The 20,366-nt window shown below is 74.0% G+C and carries 17 protein-coding genes and 2 pseudogenes; 11 read left to right on the top strand and 8 right to left on the bottom strand.

Translation table 11 applies throughout. The features are described 5' to 3' along the window. The first annotated feature begins 34 nt into the window (after positions 1-34). Positions 35-2,620, top strand: a complete 2,586-nt coding sequence (locus Asi02nite_RS06005; RefSeq protein ID WP_203711133.1) for an ATP-binding protein — start codon at positions 35-37, stop codon at positions 2,618-2,620. Here the strand turns inward: Asi02nite_RS06005 and Asi02nite_RS06000 are convergent. Then, entirely contained in the window at positions 2,613-2,945 is a 333-nt protein-coding gene (locus Asi02nite_RS06000) for an L-rhamnose mutarotase (protein WP_239126513.1), read from the bottom strand. The two genes, Asi02nite_RS06005 and Asi02nite_RS06000, sit on opposite strands and share 8 nt — an antisense overlap. A gap of 77 nt (positions 2,946-3,022) precedes the next feature. Between Asi02nite_RS06000 and Asi02nite_RS05995 the strand changes: the two genes are divergently transcribed. Next, a complete protein-coding gene (locus Asi02nite_RS05995) occupies positions 3,023-3,859 on the top strand; it encodes a hypothetical protein (RefSeq protein WP_203711132.1) in 837 nt (278 codons plus the stop codon). Here Asi02nite_RS05995 and Asi02nite_RS05990 read toward each other — a convergent pair. After that, positions 3,847-6,060 (bottom strand): ATP-dependent Clp protease ATP-binding subunit, encoded by a 2,214-nt coding sequence (locus tag Asi02nite_RS05990; RefSeq protein WP_203711131.1) that lies wholly within the window; start codon positions 6,058-6,060, stop codon positions 3,847-3,849. The genes Asi02nite_RS05995 and Asi02nite_RS05990 overlap by 13 nt on opposite strands. A 346-nt stretch (positions 6,061-6,406) precedes the next feature. Here Asi02nite_RS05990 and Asi02nite_RS05985 point away from each other — a divergent pair, with 346 nt between their 5' ends. Beyond that, positions 6,407-8,629 carry a glycoside hydrolase family 9 protein gene (locus Asi02nite_RS05985; RefSeq protein ID WP_373312165.1) on the top strand — a complete coding sequence of 741 codons (2,223 nt, stop codon included), beginning with the start codon at positions 6,407-6,409 and terminating at the stop codon, positions 8,627-8,629. Positions 8,630-8,674: 45 nt separating this feature from the next. Here Asi02nite_RS05985 and Asi02nite_RS05980 read toward each other — a convergent pair whose 3' ends face one another. Further along, complete coding sequence (locus tag Asi02nite_RS05980; protein ID WP_203711173.1) at positions 8,675-9,457, bottom strand: helix-turn-helix domain-containing protein; 783 nt, start codon at positions 9,455-9,457, stop codon at positions 8,675-8,677. Positions 9,458-9,534: 77 nt separating this feature from the next. Here Asi02nite_RS05980 and Asi02nite_RS05975 point away from each other — a divergent pair, with 77 nt between their 5' ends. Then, entirely contained in the window at positions 9,535-9,909 is a 375-nt protein-coding gene (locus Asi02nite_RS05975) for a nuclear transport factor 2 family protein (RefSeq protein WP_203711129.1), read from the top strand. Here the strand turns inward: Asi02nite_RS05975 and Asi02nite_RS05970 are convergent. Then, complete coding sequence (locus Asi02nite_RS05970) at positions 9,860-10,282, bottom strand: hypothetical protein (RefSeq protein ID WP_203711128.1); 423 nt, start codon at positions 10,280-10,282, stop codon at positions 9,860-9,862. The two genes, Asi02nite_RS05975 and Asi02nite_RS05970, sit on opposite strands and share 50 nt — an antisense overlap. A gap of 112 nt (positions 10,283-10,394) precedes the next feature. On the opposite strand from Asi02nite_RS05970, the gene Asi02nite_RS05965 reads away from it, so the two are divergent. Next, on the top strand, positions 10,395-10,811 hold the full coding sequence (locus Asi02nite_RS05965) for a hypothetical protein (protein WP_203711127.1): 417 nt from the start codon (positions 10,395-10,397) through the stop codon (positions 10,809-10,811). Positions 10,812-10,834: 23 nt separating this feature from the next. Here Asi02nite_RS05965 and Asi02nite_RS05960 read toward each other — a convergent pair. Further along, positions 10,835-11,701 (bottom strand): annotated as a pseudogene (locus tag Asi02nite_RS05960) (DMT family transporter); the annotation flags it as partial. Positions 11,702-11,762: 61 nt separating this feature from the next. Between Asi02nite_RS05960 and Asi02nite_RS05955 the strand changes: the two are divergent. After that, positions 11,763-12,686: a LysR family transcriptional regulator gene (locus tag Asi02nite_RS05955; protein ID WP_203711126.1), complete on the top strand. Its 924-nt coding sequence runs from the start codon at positions 11,763-11,765 to the stop codon at positions 12,684-12,686. On the opposite strand, the gene Asi02nite_RS05950 is transcribed toward Asi02nite_RS05955, so the two are convergent. The 3 genes from Asi02nite_RS05950 to Asi02nite_RS05940 all read right to left on the bottom strand — a co-directional run bounded on the left by Asi02nite_RS05950 (position 12,683) and on the right by Asi02nite_RS05940 (position 14,703). After that, a complete protein-coding gene (locus Asi02nite_RS05950; RefSeq protein ID WP_203711125.1) occupies positions 12,683-13,333 on the bottom strand; it encodes a hypothetical protein in 651 nt (216 codons plus the stop codon). The two genes, Asi02nite_RS05955 and Asi02nite_RS05950, sit on opposite strands and share 4 nt — an antisense overlap. Continuing rightward, complete coding sequence (locus tag Asi02nite_RS05945; RefSeq protein WP_203711124.1) at positions 13,326-13,838, bottom strand: sigma-70 family RNA polymerase sigma factor; 513 nt, start codon at positions 13,836-13,838, stop codon at positions 13,326-13,328. Before Asi02nite_RS05945 ends, Asi02nite_RS05950 begins: the two co-directional genes overlap by 8 nt. A 67-nt stretch (positions 13,839-13,905) precedes the next feature. Next, on the bottom strand, positions 13,906-14,703 hold the full coding sequence (locus Asi02nite_RS05940; protein ID WP_203711123.1) for an AfsR/SARP family transcriptional regulator: 798 nt from the start codon (positions 14,701-14,703) through the stop codon (positions 13,906-13,908). Between the two features lie 186 nt (positions 14,704-14,889). Here Asi02nite_RS05940 and Asi02nite_RS05935 point away from each other — a divergent pair, with 186 nt between their 5' ends. The 5 genes and pseudogenes from Asi02nite_RS05935 to Asi02nite_RS42680 form a co-directional block, all read left to right on the top strand. After that, positions 14,890-16,035, top strand: coding sequence for a class I adenylate-forming enzyme family protein (locus Asi02nite_RS05935; protein ID WP_203711122.1), 1,146 nt, complete (start codon positions 14,890-14,892; stop codon positions 16,033-16,035). Next, positions 16,032-17,705, top strand: a complete 1,674-nt coding sequence (gene accA / locus Asi02nite_RS05930; RefSeq protein ID WP_203711121.1) for an acetyl-CoA carboxylase carboxyltransferase subunit alpha/beta — start codon at positions 16,032-16,034, stop codon at positions 17,703-17,705. The genes Asi02nite_RS05935 and accA overlap by 4 nt, the downstream gene beginning before the upstream one ends. After that, positions 17,702-18,187 carry an acetyl-CoA carboxylase biotin carboxyl carrier protein gene (locus tag Asi02nite_RS05925; protein ID WP_239126510.1) on the top strand — a complete coding sequence of 162 codons (486 nt, stop codon included), beginning with the start codon at positions 17,702-17,704 and terminating at the stop codon, positions 18,185-18,187. Before accA ends, Asi02nite_RS05925 begins: the two co-directional genes overlap by 4 nt. 9 nt (positions 18,188-18,196) lie before the next feature. Beyond that, positions 18,197-19,564, top strand: coding sequence for an acetyl-CoA carboxylase biotin carboxylase subunit (locus Asi02nite_RS05920; RefSeq protein ID WP_203711120.1), 1,368 nt, complete (start codon positions 18,197-18,199; stop codon positions 19,562-19,564). Further along, positions 19,561-20,359: pseudogene (locus Asi02nite_RS42680) on the top strand (SRPBCC family protein); the annotation flags it as partial. The gene Asi02nite_RS05920 and the pseudogene Asi02nite_RS42680, both read left to right, overlap by 4 nt. Between the last annotated feature and the right edge of the window lie 7 nt (positions 20,360-20,366).

The following is a 20,366-nucleotide window of genomic DNA, read 5'->3' as shown; positions in this document are numbered from 1 at the left end:
CGCAGCACCGGCGGGTAACTACGAGACTGGGGCCGTGGGGCGTACGGAGGAGTGGTCCGGTTCGGTGATCCGTACCCCGGATCAGCGTTTGCGGGTCTTTGTCAGTTCGACGCTGGGTGAGCTCGCCCCCGAGCGGGCCGCGGTCGCCCAGGCGATCGAGGCCCTCCGGCTCACGCCGGTGATGTTCGAAACGGGCGCCCGGCCCCATCCGCCGCGTGAGGTCTATCGCGCCTATCTCGCGCAGAGTGACATCTTCGTCGGCCTGTACTGGCAGCAGTACGGCTGGATCGGCACCGGGATGGACATTTCGGGCCTCGAGGACGAGTTCGCGCTCGCCGGGCCGCTTCCGCGGCTCGTGTACGTCAAGGACCCCGCGCCCGAGCGGGAACCGCGGCTCGCCGATCTGGTCGACCGGATCGGGGCCGCCGCCCCCGTCTCGTTCCGTCTTTTCCGCGACGTCGCCGAGCTCAGCCAGCTCGTCCGCGACGATCTCGCCTCCCTGCTGAGCCGGCGGTTCGCGGCCGGGGGGTCAGCAGCGCCCGAGCCCAGCACGCGCGGCCCGCAGCCGCTGCCCGTCGGCCGGACCTCGCTGGTCGGCCGCGAGCAGGCCATCGCCGAGGTGACCGGCCTCCTCGCGCGGCCCGACGTGCGGCTGGTCACCCTGACCGGGCCCGGCGGGGTCGGCAAGACCCGCCTCGCGATCGCCGCCGCCGGGCGGTGCCAGGAGGAGCTCGCGGGGCGCGTCGCGTTCGTGCCGCTCGCCGCCGCCACCGAGCCCGAGCAGGTGATGAACGGCATCGCCCGGCAGGTGGGTGCCGACCTGGGCGGCACGGCCGAGCCCGTGACCGCGGTGGCCGGCCAGCTCGGCGACGAGCAGTGGCTGCTGGTCCTCGACAACCTGGAGCAGGTCGTCGGCGCCGCCGCCGACGTCGGTGAGCTGCTCGTCCGGTGCCCCGGCGTGACGATCCTGGCCACCAGCCGGACGGTGTTGGAGCTGCGGGCCGAGCGGGAGTATCCCGTGCCGCCGCTGTCGCTGCCCGCCGGCGCGTCGCTGGCCGAGATCGCGGACACGCCGGCCGTCGCGCTCTTCGTCGACCGGGCCCGCGCGGTGCGCTACGACTTCGCCCTCACGCAGCGCAACGCCGGGGCGGTGGCGGAGCTGTGCCGGCGCCTCGAAGGGCTGCCGCTCGCCATCGAGCTGGCCGCCGCCCGTACCCGGTTGCTGGATCCGGCGGCCCTGTTGGACCGCCTGACCACCTCGCTGGACTCGCTCGGCACCGGCGCGCTCGATCTGCCCGAGCGGCAGCGCACCCTGCGCGCCACGGTCGAGTGGAGCGTCGACCTGCTCGACGACCAGGAGCGGTCGCTGCTGGAGGCGACGGCGGTCTTCGTCGACGGCTGGACGATCGCCGCGGCGGGCGACGTCGCCGGGCTCAACGAGGACGAGACGCTCGACCTGACCGACGCCCTGGTGCGGCACAGCCTGATCCTGCTCGACCACACCGAGCTGGGCATCCGGTGCCGGATGCTGGAGACGGTCCGCACGTTCATCGCCGAGCGGCTCGCGGCGAGCCCCGACGCCGACGGGATCCGTCGCCGGCACGCCGACCACTTCCAGGCGCTGGCCCGGCAGGCCGACCGGCCGCTGCGCGGCGCCCGCCAGCTCGAGTGGGTCGACCGGCTGCAGGCGGAGGCGGGCAACATCGCCGCGGCCGTCCGCTGGTACCTCGCCCACGACCCGACGCCGCTGCCGCACCTGTTCCGCGTGCTGTGGCCGTTCTGGTCGCAGCGCGACCACCTCAACGAGGCCCGCGCGTTCGTCGACCAGCTCCTGCCCACCGCCGACACACTGGCGCCGCACCCGCGCGCGGAGCTGTTGTGGACGGCGGCGGTCACGGCGCGGGAGATCGGCGACGACCGGGCGGCGCTGGCGGCCCGCGACCGGCTCGAGCCGCTGCTGCCCGACCTCGACGAGCCGTACCTGCACGCGGCGTCGCTGCTCGCGATGGCCTGGACCTCTACGATGGTCGGCGACCTCGACGGCGCGCTGCGGGAGGCCCTGGCGGCGCTGGCGGAGTTCCGGACCCAACAGGACGAGTTCCTGGGTACGGCCTCGGCGGCGCTGACGGCAGGGTCGTTGGAAACCACGACCGGCCGGTACGAGGAGGCGCTGCACCACCTGCGGGACGCCCACGACATCGGGGTACGCCTCGACAACGCCTGGCTGGCCGCCACCTCGCTGGTGCTGCTCGGCACGCTGGCGCTGGTCCGCGGCCGGCCCGACGAGGCCCGGGCACTGCTCGACGAGGCGCTCGACCTGAGCCTGTCGGCCTACAGCACCCAGCTCGTCACGCTCTGCCTGGCGACGTTCGCCCAACTGGCCGCGGTGGAGGGCAGCCCGGCCCGCGCGGCCCTGCTCCTCGGCGCGGCGGACGGCCTGCGCCGCCGGGCCGGATTGCGGGTCTACCCGTCGCTGCGCCGGCCGGAGGAGGCCCTGGCGGGCCGCCTGCGCGAGGCCCTCGGCGCGGGCGGCTTCGACGGCGCTTTCGCGGAGGGTGCGGGCCTCACCCGCCCCCAGGCGGTCGCCGCGGCCCACGAACGCGACGCGCCGCCTAGCTGAGGTGGAAGACCTCCTCCAGGACCAGGAAGCCGCGGTCCGGGCGGCCGCCCGGGAGGTCCGCGAAGAACGGGGCCATCTCCGCCTGCCAGCGGGCGTTGACCTCCGTGGCCTCCATCGCGTCCAGGGACGCGTCCAGGTCCTCCGTCAGGAAGTAGCCGACCAGCAGGCCGTCGTCGCGGAGGAACAGCGAGTAGTCGTGCCAGCCCGCGGTGCGGAGGGCGGCCAGCATGTCGGGCCAGACGGCCGCGTGCCGGCGGCGGTACTCGTCGAGTCGGTCCGGCCGCACCTGCAGCGTGAAACAGATCCGGCGCACGTCACCCTCCACTCGCGAAGCGGAGCCCCACCGTACCCGGGGTGGTCGTCGCGGGCTACGGTCGGAGGGCAGGCCCGGGAAGGAGCGCCATGACCGAGGAGCTGTCGCGCCGGCGTCCCCGTTCCGGGCGGGCGCGCAAGCGCCTGGTCCGGGCCCACGCCGCGCACGCCGGTGTGGCCTACTCGGTCGCCGCCCGGCAGGTCGCCGCGGCCGGGCTCGGCGCCGGCGAGCTGCGCGGCGACTTCGGGCGCACCGTCTATCCACTCGCGATCCGCGGCGACGGCCGCTGGTCGCTCGGCGCCCGCGCCGCCCGACCGGTCACCGTGCGGCTGTCCGACGCGCGGCGGGCCGCCCGCCTACCCGGCGGCCGCGCACGGCATCTCGCGGAGCGGTTCCCACCCTCCGCCGGCTTCTACGGCGGTCGCGGCCGGGTCGCCCTGCTGGCCATGCTCTACCTCGTCGCCGCCGACGGCGCGCCGGTCGCCGGCGAGCGCGCCTGGGCCGCCGAGACCGCCGAGGAGACCGCCGTCGACCTGGTCTGCGCCGACCTCGACCGGGCCGCCCGCCGGCTGCTGGACGGCGACTGGACGATCCTCTGGGACCGCGTCGACGGCGCACTGACCGCGACCGGCCAGGCCGGCCTGCGGAAGGCCTTCCGCGCCTTCCGCGACGAGGCCGGCGCACCCTGGACCGGCGTACGGCAGATCCTCGACGCCCTGCTCGTCGTCGCCGACGACGGGCACGCGCCCGGCACCCGGGTCCGGGTCGGCGGCGCCGCCGGGTCCGTGGTCGGGCTGTGCTGGGCCGCGCGGACCGGGCCGCCCGTCGGCTACGACGTCTGGCTGGACGGTGCCGCCGGGCCGCGGCGGGTGCGGCCCGGCGACATGGTGGTGCCGCCCCGGCAGGAAAGCCCTTACCCCGCCTGACCGACCGGCTCCTCGACCCGGAACGACAGGTCCGCGTCGCCGAGGTCGACCACCACCGTCTGGCCGGGCCGCAGCTCCTCCAGCAGGATCCGCTCCGACAACGCGTCCTCCACCGAGGTCTGGATCGCCCGCCGCAGCGGCCGCGCGCCGTACTCCGGGTCGGATCCCTGCCGCACCAGGTGCGCCGTCGCCGCGTCGGTGACCACCAGCGTCATCTCGCGGGCGGCCAGGCGGCGCGCCACCCGGTCCAGCATGAGGTCGGCGATCGCCAGTAGGTCGCAATCACCCAGGTGCCGGAAGACGACGGTCTCGTCGATCCGGTTGAGCAGCTCCGGCGGGAAATGGCGGCGCAGCTCCGCGCGTACCCGCTGATCGTCCACCATGGATCCGCCGAAGCCGAGCGGGCCGCCGCCCCGCGTGCCGAGGTTGGTCGTGAGGATGACCACCGTGTTCCGGAAGTCCACCTTGCGGCCCTGACCGTCGGTCAGCGCGCCGTCCTCCAGGATCTGCAGCAGGGTCAGCAGCACGTCCGGGTGCGCCTTCTCCACCTCGTCGAAGAGCACGACCGAGAACGGCCGGCGGCGGACCCGCTCGGTGAGCTGCCCGCCCTCGTCGTGGCCGACGTAGCCGGGCGGCGCGCCGACCAGCCGGGCCACGGTGTGCCGGTCGTGGAACTCCGACATGTCGAGCTGGATCAGCGCGTCGTCGCTGCCGAACAGGAACTCCGCGAGGGCCCGGCACAGGTCCGTCTTGCCGACGCCGGTGGGTCCGGCGAACACGAGCGATCCGGCGGGCCGGCGGGGATCCTGCAGACCCGCACGGGTACGGCGCACCGCGCGCGCGACCGCACCGACCGCCTCGTCCTGCCCGACCACCCGCCGGCACAGCTGAGCCTCCATCGCGGTGAGGCGGGCGGTCTCGCCCGCGGAAAGCGGCCGCACCGGCACGCCCACCCAGTCGGCCAGCACCTCGGCGACGTCGTCCTCCCCGACCTCCGTACCCCCGCGCAACTGGGTTCGGACGCCCGCCTCGTCGATCAGGTCGATCGCCTTGTCCGGCAGGAACCGGTCGGCGACATAACGGTCGGCCAGCGTAGCGGCCGCGCTCAGGGCGGCGTCCGTGAAGGCGACCCCGTGGTGCGCCTCGTAGTGGCGCCGCAGCCCGACGAGGATGTCGACGGTCTGTGCGACGGTCGGCTCGCCGAGCGCCACCGGCTGGAAGCGGCGCTCGAGGGCGGGGTCGCGGGTCAGGATTCGCCGGTACTCGTCGGTCGTCGTCGCGCCGATGAGCTGCAGGTCGCCCCGGGCGAGCAACGGCTTCAGGATGGACGCGGCGTCCGACGCCCCCTCGGCCGCCCCGGCGCCGACGATCGTGTGGATCTCGTCGACGAACAGGATGATGTCGTCGCGGCCGCGTACCTCCTTGATCACCTTGCGGAGCCGCTCCTCGAAGTCGCCGCGGTACCGCGAGCCGGCGACCAGGGCGCCGAGGTCCAGCGTGTAGAGCTGCTTGCCGCGCAGCCGGTTCGGCACGTCCCCGGCGGCGACGAGCTGGGCGAGCCCTTCGACGGCCGCGGTCTTGCCGACGCCGGGCTCGCCGAGCAGCACCGGGTTGTTCTTGGTGCGGCGGCAGAGCACGCGGATGATCCGCTGGATCTCGCTCGCGCGGCCGACGACGGGGTCGAGCGTGCCGCCGCGGGCGGCGTCGGTGAGGTTGGTGCCGAACTGGTCGAGCACGGCGCTGCCCGGCGGCGGGCCGTCGTCGTCCTTGACCGCGAGCACCTCGATCACGGCCCGCCGCACCGCCGGCGCGTCGGCGCCGAGGCCCGCGAGCACCTGGGCGCCCACGCCGCCGCCGTCGCGGACCAGGCCGAGCAGCAGGTGCTCGGGCCCGATGTGCCCGTGCCCGAGCTGCAGCGCCTCGCGCAGGGCGAGCTCCAGCACCCGCCGGGCCCGCGGCGTGAACGGGATGTGCCCGCCGGCCGGCTGCCCGCCGGCGCCGACGACCTCCTCGACCTGCTGCCGCACGCTGACCAGCGAGAGGCCGATCCGGGTCAGCGCCCGCGCGCCGGCGTTCTCGCCCTCCTTGAGGATGCCGAGCAGGAGGTGCTCGGTGCCGATCGACGCGTGGTTGAAGACCCGGGCCTCTTCCTGCGCCAGGATGACCACCCGCCGGGACCGGTCAGTGAACCGTTCGAACATCGCTTGCCGCCCATCGCGGGGCCCCACGCGCCCCGATCCAGGACGCGACGAAGCCGCGCGGAACGAGGGCGCTGAGTCGAAGCCTCTTGGCCATGGTCGACGACCGGCGTGGGCGGCCGCACGTGGCGCGGGCAGGCGCACTGCCCACGTCGACGGTAACGCCCGCGCGGTCGTGGGGCCTAGCGGAGATCGTTCGCCGACAGCGAACCACGAGCGCAGCGGTCGGGGATCCGTGATCGAGGCATTGACATATGGCGCACCGGGTGCCAGCATCCGAGGCATTGGGAGCGCTCCCAGTGATCTCATATCCTTCGATGTTCCGTCCCCCTCCATCGGAAGGACTGTTGTGGTTTCGTCTCGTTCCTGGCGGCGGCGGACAGCGGCCGTCGGTGTCGTCGTGTTGGGTGGCACCTTGTTGGCCGGCGCGCCGGCCGGGGCCGAAGGGCCCGAGCAGATCTCCAACGGCACGTTCGACAGCGGGCACGCGCCCTGGTGGGCGACCGGCAATCTCACCCTCGACTCCAGCAGCGGGCAGCTCTGTGCCGATGTTCCCGGCGGGACCGTCAACCCCTGGGACGCCATCATCGGCTACGACAACGTGCCCCTGGTCGCCGGTGAGACCTACGCGTTCCGGTTCTTCGGCACCGCCACCCCGGCCAAGGTCGGCAAGGCCCTCATCCAGCTTCCCGTCGATCCGTACACCCAGTATCTGTCCGCCAGTCCCGAGTTGAGTGTGTCGGGCAACGACTACACGTACACGTTCACCTCGTCCGTCAGTCTGCCCAACGCGCAGGTCGCCTTCCAGATCGGTGGCAGCGCCGACCCCTGGCGGATCTGTCTCGACAACATCTCGTTGCGCGGCGGCGCCGAGCCCGAGGTGTACGAACCCGACACCGGGCCGCGGGTGCGGGTCAACCAGGTGGGCTACCTGCTGCACGGGCCCAAGAAGGCGACCGTCGTCACCGACGCCACCACCGCCCTGCCGTGGCAGTTGAAGAACGCCGCGGGCCGCACCGTGGCAGCGGGCACCTCCACGCCGCGCGGGGTCGACGTGTCGTCCGGCCAGAATGTACAGACGATCGACTTCAGCGGGTACGCGCGGAAAGGCAGCGGATTCGCGCTCGTCGCCGACGGCGAGACGAGCCGGCCGTTCGACATCGGCAGCGACTTCTACGAGCGGCTGCGGCTCGACGCGTTGAAGTTCTACTACACGCAGCGCAGCGGGATCGCGATCGACGACGCGTTGCGGCCCGGCTACGGGCGACCCGCCGGGCACGTCGGTGTCGCGCCCAACCAGGGCGACACCAGTGTGCCCTGCCAACCGGGCGTCTGTGACTACCGGCTCGACGTCTCCGGCGGCTGGTACGACGCCGGCGACCACGGCAAGTACGTCGTCAACGGCGGCATCTCCGTGCACCAGCTGATGAGCACGTACGAGCGGTCCCGCACCGCCGGCTCACTGTCCATCCCGGAGACTGGCAACCGGGTGCCGGACATCCTCGACGAGGCCCGGTGGGAGCAGGAGTTCCTGCTGAGGATGCAGGTGCCGGCGGGCCGCCCGCACGCGGGGATGGCGCACCACAAGATCCACGACGCCGCGTGGACGGGCCTGCCGCTGCTGCCGCACCTGGACCCGCAGCCGCGTGAGCTGCACCCGGTCTCGACCGCGGCGACGCTCAACCTGGCCGCGACGGCCGCGCAGGCGGCGCGGGTGTTCAAGCCGTTCGACAAGCGCTTCGCGCAGCGGAACCTGGCCGCGGCGAAGGCGGCCTGGGCGGCGGCGAAGGCCGACCCGGCGCGCTATGCCGACCCGGCCGACGGCGTCGGTGGCGGTGCCTACAACGACGACGACGTGACCGACGAGTTCTACTGGGCGGCCGCCGAGCTGTACATCACGACGGGCGAGCGGGAGTTCAGGGACGCGATCCTCGCCTCGCCGCACCACACCGGCGACATCTGGCGCGACCGCGGGTTCGACTGGGGCCACACTGCGCAGCTCGGCCGGCTGCAACTGGCGATGCTGCCGAACAAGCTGCCCGACCGGCACCGGGTGCGCGCATCGGTGGTCGCGGGCGCCGACCGCTACCTCGCGACGCAGCGGGCCCACCCGTACGGGATTCCGTACGCCCCCGCCGAGAACACCTACGACTGGGGCTCGAACAACCTGATCCTCAACAACGCGGTCGTCCTGGCGGCGGCGTACGACCTCACCCACAAGGACCGGTACCGCGACGGCGTGCTGGAGACGATGGACTACATCCTCGGCCGCAACGCGCTCAACCAGTCCTATGTGACCGGTTACGGCGAGGTGGCGTCGGAGAACCAGCACAGCCGGTGGTACGCGAACCAGCTCAACCCCGACCTGCCGAACCCGCCGCGGGGCACGCTGTCCGGCGGCCCGAACTCGTCCATCCAGGACCCGGTGGCCCAGCAGAAGCTGCAGGGCTGCGCGCCGCAGTTCTGCTACATCGACGACATCGAGTCGTGGTCGACCAACGAGCTGACCATCAACTGGAACGCGCCGCTGGCCTGGATCGCGGCCTTCGTCGCCGACCGGGGCGACCGCTAGCGACGCGCACCTGACCCCCGGCCGCGACGGCACCCGCGGCCGGGGTCAGGCCAGCGCGCGGGCGGTCGCGGCGTCCGCCGGGAAGAAGGACTCGACGGCCAGGCCCGCGACCGTCACGTCCAGTGGCGTGCCGAACAGCGTCGTGGTGCTGAGGAAGGACAGCTCCCGGTAGCGCAGCGGCACGACCACGCTCGGCCCGGTCACGACCTCGGCGCCGCCGCCGGGATAGCCGCTCAGCTCCGCGTGCAGGTCGTACAATGTGGAGTCGTTGGTCGCCGCCGCCTGTCGCCGCAACCGGTCGAGCAGATGCGCCCGCCACTCGGGCAGGTTGCCGATCCGCGGTGCCATGCCGTCCGGGTGCAGGCTGAGCCGCAGCACGTTGACCGGCGGCGCCAACAGCTCCGGCGCGGCGCCCGCGGTGAAGAGCGCGATGGCCGCGTTGGCCTCGACGAGGTGCCAGTGCCGGTCGATCAGCGCGGCCGGGTTGGGGCTGTGCCCGTCGAGGATCTGCCGCGCCGCGGCTCGCACCTGCGCGAGCGCGGGATCGTCGACGTCGTGGCCGGGGAAGGCGGGCGCGTGGCCGCCCGCGAGCAGGATCGTGTTGCGCTCGGCCAGCGGGATGTCGAGCCGCTCGGCGAGCCGCAGGATCATCTCGGGGCTGGGCCGGGACCGGCCGGTCTCGACGAAGCTCAGGTGCCGCGTCGATATCCCCGCCTCGATGGACAGGTCCAACTGGCTCATCCGGCGGGTGCGGCGCCAGTCACGCAGCAGGTGCCCAGCGGTCGTCACACCCACCGACCTTAATGACCGATCCGGCCCGGCGGCCATTACCTGCGAGGTAATCGACACCATGACCTGCCGCCGGCAACCATCTCTCCCATCAGACAGCGACGAAGGAGAGCACGATGACCACGACGTACGACACCTTGGCGGAGCGCTACATCGCGATCTGGAACGAGACCGACCCGGCGGAGCGCCGCGCGCGCATCGACGAGCTGTGGGCGCCCGACGCCCGCTACGTCGACCCGCTGGCGGTCGCCGAGGGCCGGGACGCGATCGACGCCACGGTCGCCGCGGTCCAGGGCCAGTTCCCGGGCATGACGTTCCGGCTGGCGGGCCCGGTCGACGGCCACCACGACCAGGCCCGCTTCACCTGGGAGCTGGGCCCGGAAGGCGGGCAGGCCCCGATCGCGGGCTTCGACGTGGTGACCACGGACGACACCGGCCGGCTCACCCAGGTGCTGGGCTTCCTGGACCGGGTCCCGTCGGCCACCTCCTGAGGATCTCGTCGACGATCTCCGGCACGGGGCGGCCGCCGGTGTCGACGCGGTGGTCGCCGAGACCGGCGCGTTCCAGCGCTTCGGCCTCGGCGGCCGCCCGATAGGCCGGGACGTCGACGACGTGACCGACGACCACCGTCCGGCGCGCACCGCGGGCGTGGAAGGTCGACCACAGCGCGGCCAGGTTGGCCGCCCTGAGGCGGGCGTCCGCCGCCTCGCGCAGCACCGGGTCGAGCCGGTCGAGCGGCCGGTGCCGGGCGGCGATCCGGCGCCGCAGGTCGGCCGGCTCGGCGCGCAGCCGGACCGCCGTGACGGCGCCGTGCCGCAGGGACGGGACCCCGCGGGCCGCGTCGACCACCCCCGGCACCACCACGCACCGCGCCCCTTGCCGACCCCGGGCGGGCCGTAGAGCCAGAGCACCGGAACCACGTCGGCGATTCTCGCGGCCCGCCGTCGCGGCACGCGACCGATATAGGGTCCGACGCGTGGGTACGGACGAGGACTGGCGCGAGCAGCGCCGGCTGGCCATCGAGGCGCACGACCGGGCTCAGCGTGACCGCAAGGCGCGCGAGGCGGAGCAGGCCGCCGCACTGATCGCGCGGTTCGTCGCCGACGCCGAGGCCCGCGGGATCGCGCCCGAGGCGTTGACCGCGCCCGCCCACCGCGGCAACGTCCGCTACCGCACCGGCCTGCGGGGCTGGTACCTCGACCGGCGGCGCAGCGTCGCCGTCGGCACCGACGGCCTGTTCTACCTGCTCACCACGTCCAACTCGGTCCGGTCGAGGCTGTCCGGCGTGCGCCCCGAACCGGGTCCGGCGCCGCTGGTCGTGGGCGAGGGCGGCCGCGACGGCGACTCGATCCCCCTGCGCGACCTGCTCCGGCGCCGCCTCGACGGGTCCTGACGGCGCATCCGCAGGATCACCACCGACGACAGCACCAGCACCCCGCCCGCCAACTGGATCGGCCGCAGGAACTCCCCCAGCGTCAGCGCCGCCAAGGCCGTTGTCACCACCGGCTCGAAGGTCGACAGGATCGCCGTCGTCGACGGGCCTGTGCGGCGCAGGCCCGCGAAGAACAGCAGCATCGCCAGCACCGTCGAGACGACCGCGATGCAGGCCAGCCAGAACCAGCCGGCCGGCGGGAAGCTGAGGTCGACCCCGCCGGTGACCGCGGCGTACACCCCGATCGTGACCGCGGCCCCGGTCATCACCAGCGCGGCCAGCACGAGCGGCGGCAGCCGGTGCACGACGGTGTCGGAGACCAGGATGTACACGGTGTAGACGACAGCGGCGCCGAAGGCCAGCAGCGCCCCCAGCGCGTCGAAGCTGCCGCCACCGGCCCCGAGCAGCACCAGCAGCGTGCCGCCCGAGGCCGCCGTCAGCGCCAGCAGGCGCGGGCCCGTCAGGCGTTCCCGGCCCAGCAGCACCGCGGTCACGGTGACCAGGACCGGGAATGTGTAGAGGATCAGCGAGAGCAGCGACGCGTCCAGGCGGTGCAGCGCCGAGAAGAACAGGCCGGCCTGGGCCGCGTACCCGATGGCGCCGAGACCGAAGGCGATCGCCACCGCGCGCCGGCGCGACATCGAGGGCGCCGCGGGAGCGTCGGGCAGTCGACGCAGCGACGGCCGCGCGATCAGCAGCGCCACCAGCACCGCCGCCGCGAGACCGAACCGCACCAGCAGCAGCGCGCCGGTCGAGACGCCCTCGTCGTAGGCGAACGTGCCGAAGATGGACATGGCGCCGAAGCAGGCGGCCGAGAGCAGACACAGAAGCGGACCCACACCGTCGAGCATCGGGTACGCGACTCGTCAGGTCCAGTGACGGTTTATGGAGTGTACCCGTTAGCATTTCCGCATGTTCGACCTGCGCCGCCTGCGCTTCCTGCGCGAGCTCGAGGAGCGCGGCACCCTGGCCGCGGTCGCCACGGCGCTCGGCTACAGCCCGTCGGCGGTCTCGCAGCAGCTCACCCTGCTCGAGAAGGACGCCGGCACGCCGCTGTTCGAGAAGGCCGGGCGGGGCGTACGCCTGACCGACGCCGGCCGCCTCCTCGCCCACCACTCCCGCGTGCTGCTGGCCGCCGCCGAGGCGGCCGAGGCCGACCTGGCCGCGCTGGGCGGCGACGTCCGCGGCACGGTCCGGGCCGGCGGGCTGCAGTCGGCCGCCCGCCGCCTGCTGATCCCGGCCGTGGCGGGCATGATGACGGCCCACCCCCGGGTCCGGGTGGAGATCTTCGAGCTCGAGCTCGAACAGGCGCTGCCGGGCCTGCGGCTGGGCGCGGTCGACGTGGTGATCGGCGACGAGTACGACGGCCACCCCCGCCCGCGCCCCGCCGGGCTGCGCTTCGCGCCGCTGCACGAGGAGCCGCTCAAGCTGGTGCTGCCGAGGCGGCATCCGCTGGCGGGGCTCACCGGGCGACCGGTCGCGATCGCCCGGCTCCGCGACGAGATCTGGACGGCGTCGGCCGACGGCACCGGCCACCAGGCGATGGTCATCGGCACCTGCCGCTCCCTCGGTGGCTACGAGCCCGACCTGCGGCACCGCTCCAACGACGCCGACGTCCAGCTCGAGCTCGTCCGGGCCGGCGCGGCCGTCGCCCTGCTGCCGCCTCTGACGCTGCCCCGGGACGACCCGGCGATCGCCGTCCGCGACGTCGCCGAGACGCGCCTGATGCGCCGCCTGGCCCTGGTCACGCGGGACACCCCGCCGGCGCCGGCCCTCACCGCTCTTCTCGAGGCCGTCTCCGCGCAGGCCAAGGGCCTCAGGAGCGGGCGCGCCTAACGCAGTCCGGCCAGGATCGAGCGGATGACCTGGAGGCGGGCGCTGGTGTCGCCCCCGTGGACGAGCACGAAGTCCTGGTCGCCGCTCGGGTCGTAGGTCCGCATGTGCGTCACGTCCTTCCCTGGGTCGTCGGTGACGAGCGCCCGCGTGTCGCCGCCGATGCCGCGCGGCAACTCGACGACCGTCCCCGGCAGGCCGAACGGTTCGCTCGGTTGCCGGACCCAGACCAAGCCCGCCACCGGGCTGCCGGCGTCGCCCACCCAGAACCGGGTCGCGGCGCCGGTCGGCATCCGGTGCGGCGGGTCGGGTGGGGTGTCGGTGATCGTCAGGTAGGACGGCACGCCCGGGAAGGCCGTCGTCCGCGGCGGCGGGTTGCCGAGCGGCACGTGCGGCGTGCTCGCCGGCGGCGTCGTGGCCGGTTGCGTCGCCGGTGGCGGGAGGTTGACCGGGTCGTCGCCCGTACCCGCGACCACGACCGGCACCCCGATCGCCACCGCGACAGCCAGGGACGCGGCGGCGACGGTACGCCGGACGATGCTCGCCCGCTGCCGGGCGTAGACGTGCGCGAGCACGTCGGAAGCGCCCACTGCCGGCTCCGGGGTGTCGCGGCCCAGCTCGGCGCGCAGCCGTTCCTCGAGGTCACGCATGGGGAAGCAGCCCTTCCGCTCGGGACGACGCGGCGAGCTCCAGCTCGCGCAGCCGGGCGAGGGCGCGGCTGCGGGCGGCCCGGATGCTCGACGGCTGCCGGCGCAGCGCGGCGGCGATGGTCCGGTCGTCGCAGTCTTCGAGGTAGGTGAGGACGAGCACCGCCCGCTGCACCGGCGGGAGGGTGCGCAGCAGGCCGCGCAGGTGGTGCTGGTCGTCGACCCGCTCGACCGCCGACGCCGGCACGGCCGCGGGCAATGCCGGGCCAGGAGCCAGCCGGCGCCGGAGCCGCCGCAGGGCGCCGATGTGCAGCCGCACGAGGACGGTCTTCGCGTACGCCAGCGGGTTCCCGTCGCGGCGTACGGCCGGCCACGCCCGCCAGACCCGCAGCAGCGCGTCCTGCACGAGGTCCTGCGCGTCCTGCGGATCACCGGCCAGCGCCCGGGCATAGCGGGTCAGCGCCGGCAGGGACGCCGACACGAACTCCTCGAACTCCGTGCGGTCCACGCGCACCTCCTCCCCCTCTATTACGTCATCCGCGGGCGAACTGCTGCGGACGACGTCGGGTGGGAAGTCAGGCGCGGGCGACCGCCAGGTCGAGGTCGTCCAGGGACGGGTCCGCGGTCAGGATCGCGTGCTGCAGGCGCTGGACGCGGTGGGACGGCTCGAGGCCCAGGTCGTCCTGGAGGGTGCCGCGCAGCCGGTGGAACGCCTCCAGCGCGTCGGTGCGCCGGCCCGCCCGGTACAGGGCCACCATGTACTGCGCCTGCAGGTCCTCGTTGAGCGGGTGCCGGGCCGCCAGCCAGCCCAGCTCCCCCAGCACCGCCTGGTGCCGGTCGAGCCGCAGCTCCGCCTCGATCCGCTGGCGCCAGAGCGCGAGCCGGCCCTCCTCCAGGCGCTGCACCTCGGCCTGGAGCACCGGGCCCGGGCGCACGTCGACCAGCGCCCCGCCCTTCCAGAGCGCGAGCGCCTCGCGCACCAGGCGGGAGCCCGAGACGTCGTCGCCGGCGGCGAGCGCGGCCCGGCCGGCGGCGGCCAGCCGCTCGTACTCGTGCAGGTCCAGCTCCCCCGGCCCGACGTTGAGGCGGTAGCCGCCGGACGCGGTCACCAGGATCTCGTTGGCCACCCGCTCCGGGCAGGCGGAGAGCGTACGCCCGAGCATGCGGCGGATCTTGAGGATGTAGGTCTGCAGCGTCGTCTGCGCGCTGGCCGGCGGCTCGCAGCCCCACAGCTCGGCGATCAGCGTCTCGACCGGCACGACCAGGTTGGCGTGCAGGAGGAGCAGCGCGAGCACCTTGCGTTGCTTCGGCGCGGTCAGCTGATCCGCGGGGCCCGGTTTCACCAGCAGCGGACCAAGAACGTGGTAGATCATCGCGCCCCCGTACGACCGTCGCTGTGAAGAACCTTAAAGTGCGAACACGACATGACTCACCTTTTCGGTCTTGATCGTACGATTATGAAAGGCATTTCGCGGACTCCAGCGACATTCCAGGCGGGCTCAAGTGGACAACTGCGACGGTCGGAGGGCCGTAAGACAGCCGGCCTGAAGGAGCCCGTCGTGCCCGAAGCCAAACCCCAGGCTCTGCCGCTGGACGGGTTGCTGCGGCGGGCCGCTGCGGTCGCACCCACGCGGGCCGCGATCCGCCACGGTGCCCACGTGCTGTCCTACGGCGACCTGGACCGCGCGGCGGACGGGTTCGCCGCCGCCCTGCGGCGCCACCGCCCCGGCACCGTCGTGGGTGTCACCGCCGCCCTGCATCCCGCGTTCCCGGTCGCCTACTACGGCACCGTGCGGGCCGGGCACGTCTGCGCCGTCGTCGATCCCACCGAGGACGCGCTCGACCAGGTGATCGAACGGGCCGGCATCACGGTGCTGGTGGCCACCGCGGGCATGGCCGACCGCCTGCGCCGCGTGCGGATCGAGCGGGACGACCTGACCGTGATCTACCTGGACCAGCCGGGCGAGCACGGCGGCCGGACCGTGGCCGCGCTGGCCCGCGCCCACACCGGGCGCCGGGCGGCGGGCGGCCCGGACCTCGACGCCGTCGCCTGCCTGCGGGTGCGCCCCGACCTGGTGCCGCTGACCCACCGCAACCTCACCGTCGGTGCCGCACAGGCCGCCCGGGCCTACGGCTTCGAGCCGGGCTCCACCGTGGTCAACCAGTTGCCGACGTACGAACAGGTGTACCTCAACGCCGCCGTGCACGCGGCGGCCACCCAGGTGCTCTGCGCGGACCCGGACCCGGCCGGTGGCGTCACCCTGGCCGGGCGCGAGGCGGCGACGCACTACTGCGGCCTGCCGGCGCCGCTGGCCAAGCTGGCCGCCGACCCCCGCGAGACGCACCCCCGCACGTCGACCGTCCGCGCGGTGCTCGCCAGCGGTGCCAGCCTGACCCCGGCCGCGGCGCTGCGTCTGGCCAACCGGGTCGGGGCGCCGCTGGTGCAGTGGTACGGCCCCGCCGGCGGCCCGCTGACCCACTGCGACCGCCTCGACGGCCCGACCGCCGGCTCCGTCGGCTGGCCCGTGGCCGACACCGACTGCCACGTCGTCGGCGAGAGCGGCAAGCCCGGCCAGGTGAAGGTCCGCGGGCCCCAGGTGGCCACCGCGATGACCGACCCGGACGGTTGGCTGCGCACCGGCGACCTCGGCTACCTCGACGAGGCGGGCGCGCTGTTCCTGGTCGAGGGAGAGGTGGCCCGATGAGCCGGGACTGGGCGCTCTGCCGGCACTGCCGCGCCGTCGTCTACGCCAAGCGGCTGGCCCGCAACCACGGCGTCTGCCCGCAGTGCGGCGGCTGTTTCCCGCTGACCGCGCAGCAGTGGCTCGACCTGCTCGCCGACCGGGACTCGCTGCGGTTGCTGGACATCGACGTCCGGTCGGACGACCCGCTGGAGTTCAGCGACGGCAGCCCGTACGCGGACCGGCTGGCCCAGGCCCGCGCGGCCACCGGGATGCCCGAGGCGGTGATCTGCGCTCGACTGTCCATCGCGGACACACCGGCCGTGGCGGCGGCGATGGACTTCCGGTTCATGGGCGGCAGCCTGAGCGGCGCCGTCGGCGAGCTGATCACGCGGGCCGCCGAGACCGCCCTGGCCGAGCGCCTGCCCCTCGTGCTCGTCACCGCCTCCGGCGGCGTGCGGATGCAGGAGGGCGTGGTCGGGCTGATGCAGATGGCCAAGACGGCCCAGGCGATGCAGCAACTCGACGAGGCGGGTCTGGTCACGGCCTGCGTCATCACCGACCCGACGTACGGGGGCGTGGCGGCCTCGTACGCGATGCTGGGTGATGTCGTGATCGCGGAGCCCGGCGCGCGGTTCGGCTTCGCGGGGCCGCGGGTGATCGCGCAGACCATCAAGCAGGAGCTGCCGCCGGGGTTCCAGACGGCCGAGTTCCTGCTGGAGCGCGGCTTCGTCGACCTCGTCAGCCCGCGCGGGCAGCTGCGCGAGCGACTGGGCCGGCTGCTCTCGATCGGCACGCGCCGGGACACGGCCGCCGACATCTGCCCGGCGGAGCAGGTGGTGATCCGCGCACCCGAGCAGGTGCCGGAGCAGGACGCCTGGGACGCGGTGCGCCGGGCCCGGCACCTTGGGCGACCAACCACATCGGACTACATCCGGATGATCCTCGACGACTTCGAGGAGCTGCACGGCGACCGGGTGGGCGGCGACTGCCCCGCGATCGTCGGCGGGGTGGGCCGGCTCGGCCGCGAGCCCGTCGTGGTGATCGGGCACGAGAAGGGCCACACGCCCGCCGACCTGGCGGCACACAACTTCGGCATGCCGAACCCGGCCGGCTACCGCAAGGCGGCCCGGCTGATGCGGCTCGCCGCCAAGTGGGGGCTGCCGGTGGTGACGCTCGTGGACACGCCGGGCGCCTACCCGGGGCTGGACGCCGAGCTGCAGGGTCAGGCGACCGTGATCGCGGAGACGATCCGCCTGATGGGCGCGCTGCCGGTCCCGCTGGTCACGGTCGTCACCGGCGAGGGGTGCAGCGGCGGGGCGCTGGCCATCGCCGTCGCCGACCGGGTCCTGATCATGGAGAACGCGATCTACACGGTGATCAGCCCGGAGGGCTGCGCGGCGATCCTGTGGAAGGACGCGGCCGCGGCCCCCGCCGCGGCCCGGGCGCTGCGCGTCGACCCCCGCTCGCTGCTGTCCCTCGGCGTGGTCGACGGCGTGGTGCCGGAGCCGCCGGGCGGTGCCGAGTCGGACCAGACCGCCGCGGCCGCCCTGGTCCGCGCCGCGATCCGGGCCGAGCTCGAGGACCTCGCCTCGCGCGACCCCGCGCGCCTGGTAGCCGAGCGGCGGGCCCGTTTCCGCCGGTTCGGCGCGCAACCCGCACCGGACGCGCTCAGCCAAGGAGGATCCCAGTGACGGCAACGATCGAACCGGGCACCGCGCCCCTCGCGGAGGCCCTCGACGAGGTCCGCCGCAGCGCGCAGTCGCTCCTCGCCGACCTCGGCCACCGGCCCCGCGCGCTGCGGATCCGGGCGGGCGACGTCGTCGTCGAGATGGAGTGGACGGAGCAGCAGGCACCGTCGGCCGCACCCGCACCCGCGGCCGACGCGCCGCCGCCGGCGCCTGTGGAGCAGGCGCCGGTCGCCCCGCCCGGCGTCGGCGTCAGCGCGCCCATCGTCGGCACGTTCTACCGTGCCCCGGAACCCGGTGCGACGCCCTTCGTGTCCGAAGGGGACCAGGTCCGGCGGGGCCAGCAGGTGGGGATCGTCGAGGCGATGAAGTTGATGATCCCGGTCGAGGCCGACGCCGACGGCAGGGTGGTGGCCCTGCACGTCGCCGACGGCGCCGCCGTCGAGTTCGGCGAACGGCTCATGACCATCGACCCCGAGGCCGCCTAGGAGGTCGCCGTGTTCAACACCGTGCTGATCGCCAACCGGGGCGAGATCGCGCTGCGGGTCGCCCGTACGTGCCGCGAGATGGGCCTGCGCGTGGCCGCCGTGTACTCCACCGAGGACCGGGACAGCGCCGTCGTCCGCTTCGCGGACCAGGCGGTGTGCATCGGGCCGGGGCCTGCCCGGCACAGCTACCTCTACCTGCCCGCGATCATGGAGGCCGCCCGCCAGACCGGCGCCGAGGCGATCCACCCCGGCTACGGTTTCCTGTCGGAGCAGGCCGACTTCGCCGAGGCGTGCGAGGCCGAGGGGCTGACGTTCGTCGGCCCTCCCCCGGCTGTGATCGACCGGCTGGGCGACAAGTCCACCGCCCGCGCGGCGATGGCCGACGCCGGGCTGCCGCTGCTGCCCGGCACGATCGAGCCGGTCGGCGACGCGGAGGCGGTCGCGAAGGTCGCCGCGGACATCGGCTACCCGGTCATCGTCAAGGCGGTCGCCGGCGGCGGCGGGCGCGGCATGCAGGTGGTCCACGAGCCGGACGACCTGCCGCGGCAGTACCGGGAGATCCGCAGCACGGCGCAGTCGCTGTTCGGCGACGACCGGGTCTACGTCGAGCGCTACCTGCCCGCCGCGCGGCACGTCGAGGTCCAGGTGCTCTGCGACAGCCACGGCAACGGGGTGCACCTGGGCCAGCGGGACTGCTCGGTGCAGCGCCGCCGCCAGAAGATCATCGAGGAGGCGCCGGCGCCCGGCCTGCCGCGCGGGCTGGTCGAGCAGATGGGCCATGCGGCGGTACGGGGCCTGCTGGCGGCCGGGTACGTGGGCGCCGGCACCGTCGAGTTCCTCGTCGACGACCAGAGCCGGTTCTACTTCATGGAGGTCAACTGCCGGATCCAGGTCGAGCACCCGGTGACGGAGCTGACCCACGGCGTCGACCTCGTCCGCGAACAGCTCCGGATCGCGGCGGGCGAGCGGCTCGACGTGTCCCAGGAGGAGCTCGCCGCCCGTGGCTGGGCGATCGAGTGCCGGATCAACGCCGAGGACCCGGCCCGCGGCTTCCTGCCGACCCCGGGCCCGCTGACCGGGCTGCACCTGCCGGGCGGCCCGTTCGTCCGCGTCGACACCGCCGCCGTCGCCGGCGGTCGGATCTCCGCGGCGTACGACCCCTTGCTCGCCAAGGTCTGTGTCTGGGCGCCGGACCGCCCCCAGGCCCTGGCGCGGATGCGCCGGGCCCTCGCCGAGCTGTCCGTCGAGGGCCCGGGCATCAGCACCAACCGCGATTTCCTGCTCACCGCGTTGGACCACCCGCTCTTCGTCGCCGGTACGCACGACACCTCGCTCGTCGACCGGCTCACCGCATCGCACCCACGGGAGGAATCATGAGGTACTCCATCGACGACCTGATGCAGCTGCTGGTCACGAAGGTCGGGCTGCCGTCGGACATGCGTACGGCCGACCCGGACAAGACGTTCGGCGACCTCGGCCTGGACTCGCTGGCCTTCCTCCAGCTGCAGTCGGAACTGCAGGCGATGTACGGCTTCGAGCTGCCCGACGACCGCCCGCTGGCGTTCACCGTCGGCGAGATGACCACGGCCATCAACGAGCGCCTGGAGCGGGACGGGGAGCCGGCGGCATGAGCGAGCGAAGCGAGCGCAGTCAACTCAGCCGCCGGCGCTCTTGCTCCGCCGACCGCAGGGAGGTGGCGGCATGAGCGCACCCACGATCGGACACGTCGACAACTCCGTCCTCATCGAGGCGCCGATCGACGTCGTCTGGGACGCGACCAACGACGTCGAGAAGTGGCCCGAGCTGTTCACCGAGTACGCGTCCGCCGAGATCCTCGAGCGGTCCGGCGACACCGTGCGGTTCCGGCTCGCGATGCACCCCGACGAGAACGGCAAGGTGTGGAGCTGGGTCTCGGAGCGCACGCCCGACAAGGCGGCCCGCCGGGTCGTCGCCCGCCGGGTCGAGCCGGGGCCGTTCGAGTTCATGAACATCGAATGGCTCTACGAGACCGAGGGCAAGGGCACCCGGATGCGCTGGATCCAGGACTTCCGGATGCGCCCCGACGCCCCGATCGACACGGCCGCCATGACCGACCGGATCAACGCCAACACCGCGGTCCAGATGGACGTCATCAAGGACAAGGTCGAGAGGCTGGCCCTGCACGGGATCGGCGGGCCGA

The organism is Asanoa siamensis (assembly GCF_016862555.1).
GTDB lineage: Bacteria > Actinomycetota > Actinomycetes > Mycobacteriales > Micromonosporaceae > Asanoa > Asanoa siamensis.
This window is presented reverse-complemented; position numbering and strand designations above follow the sequence as displayed.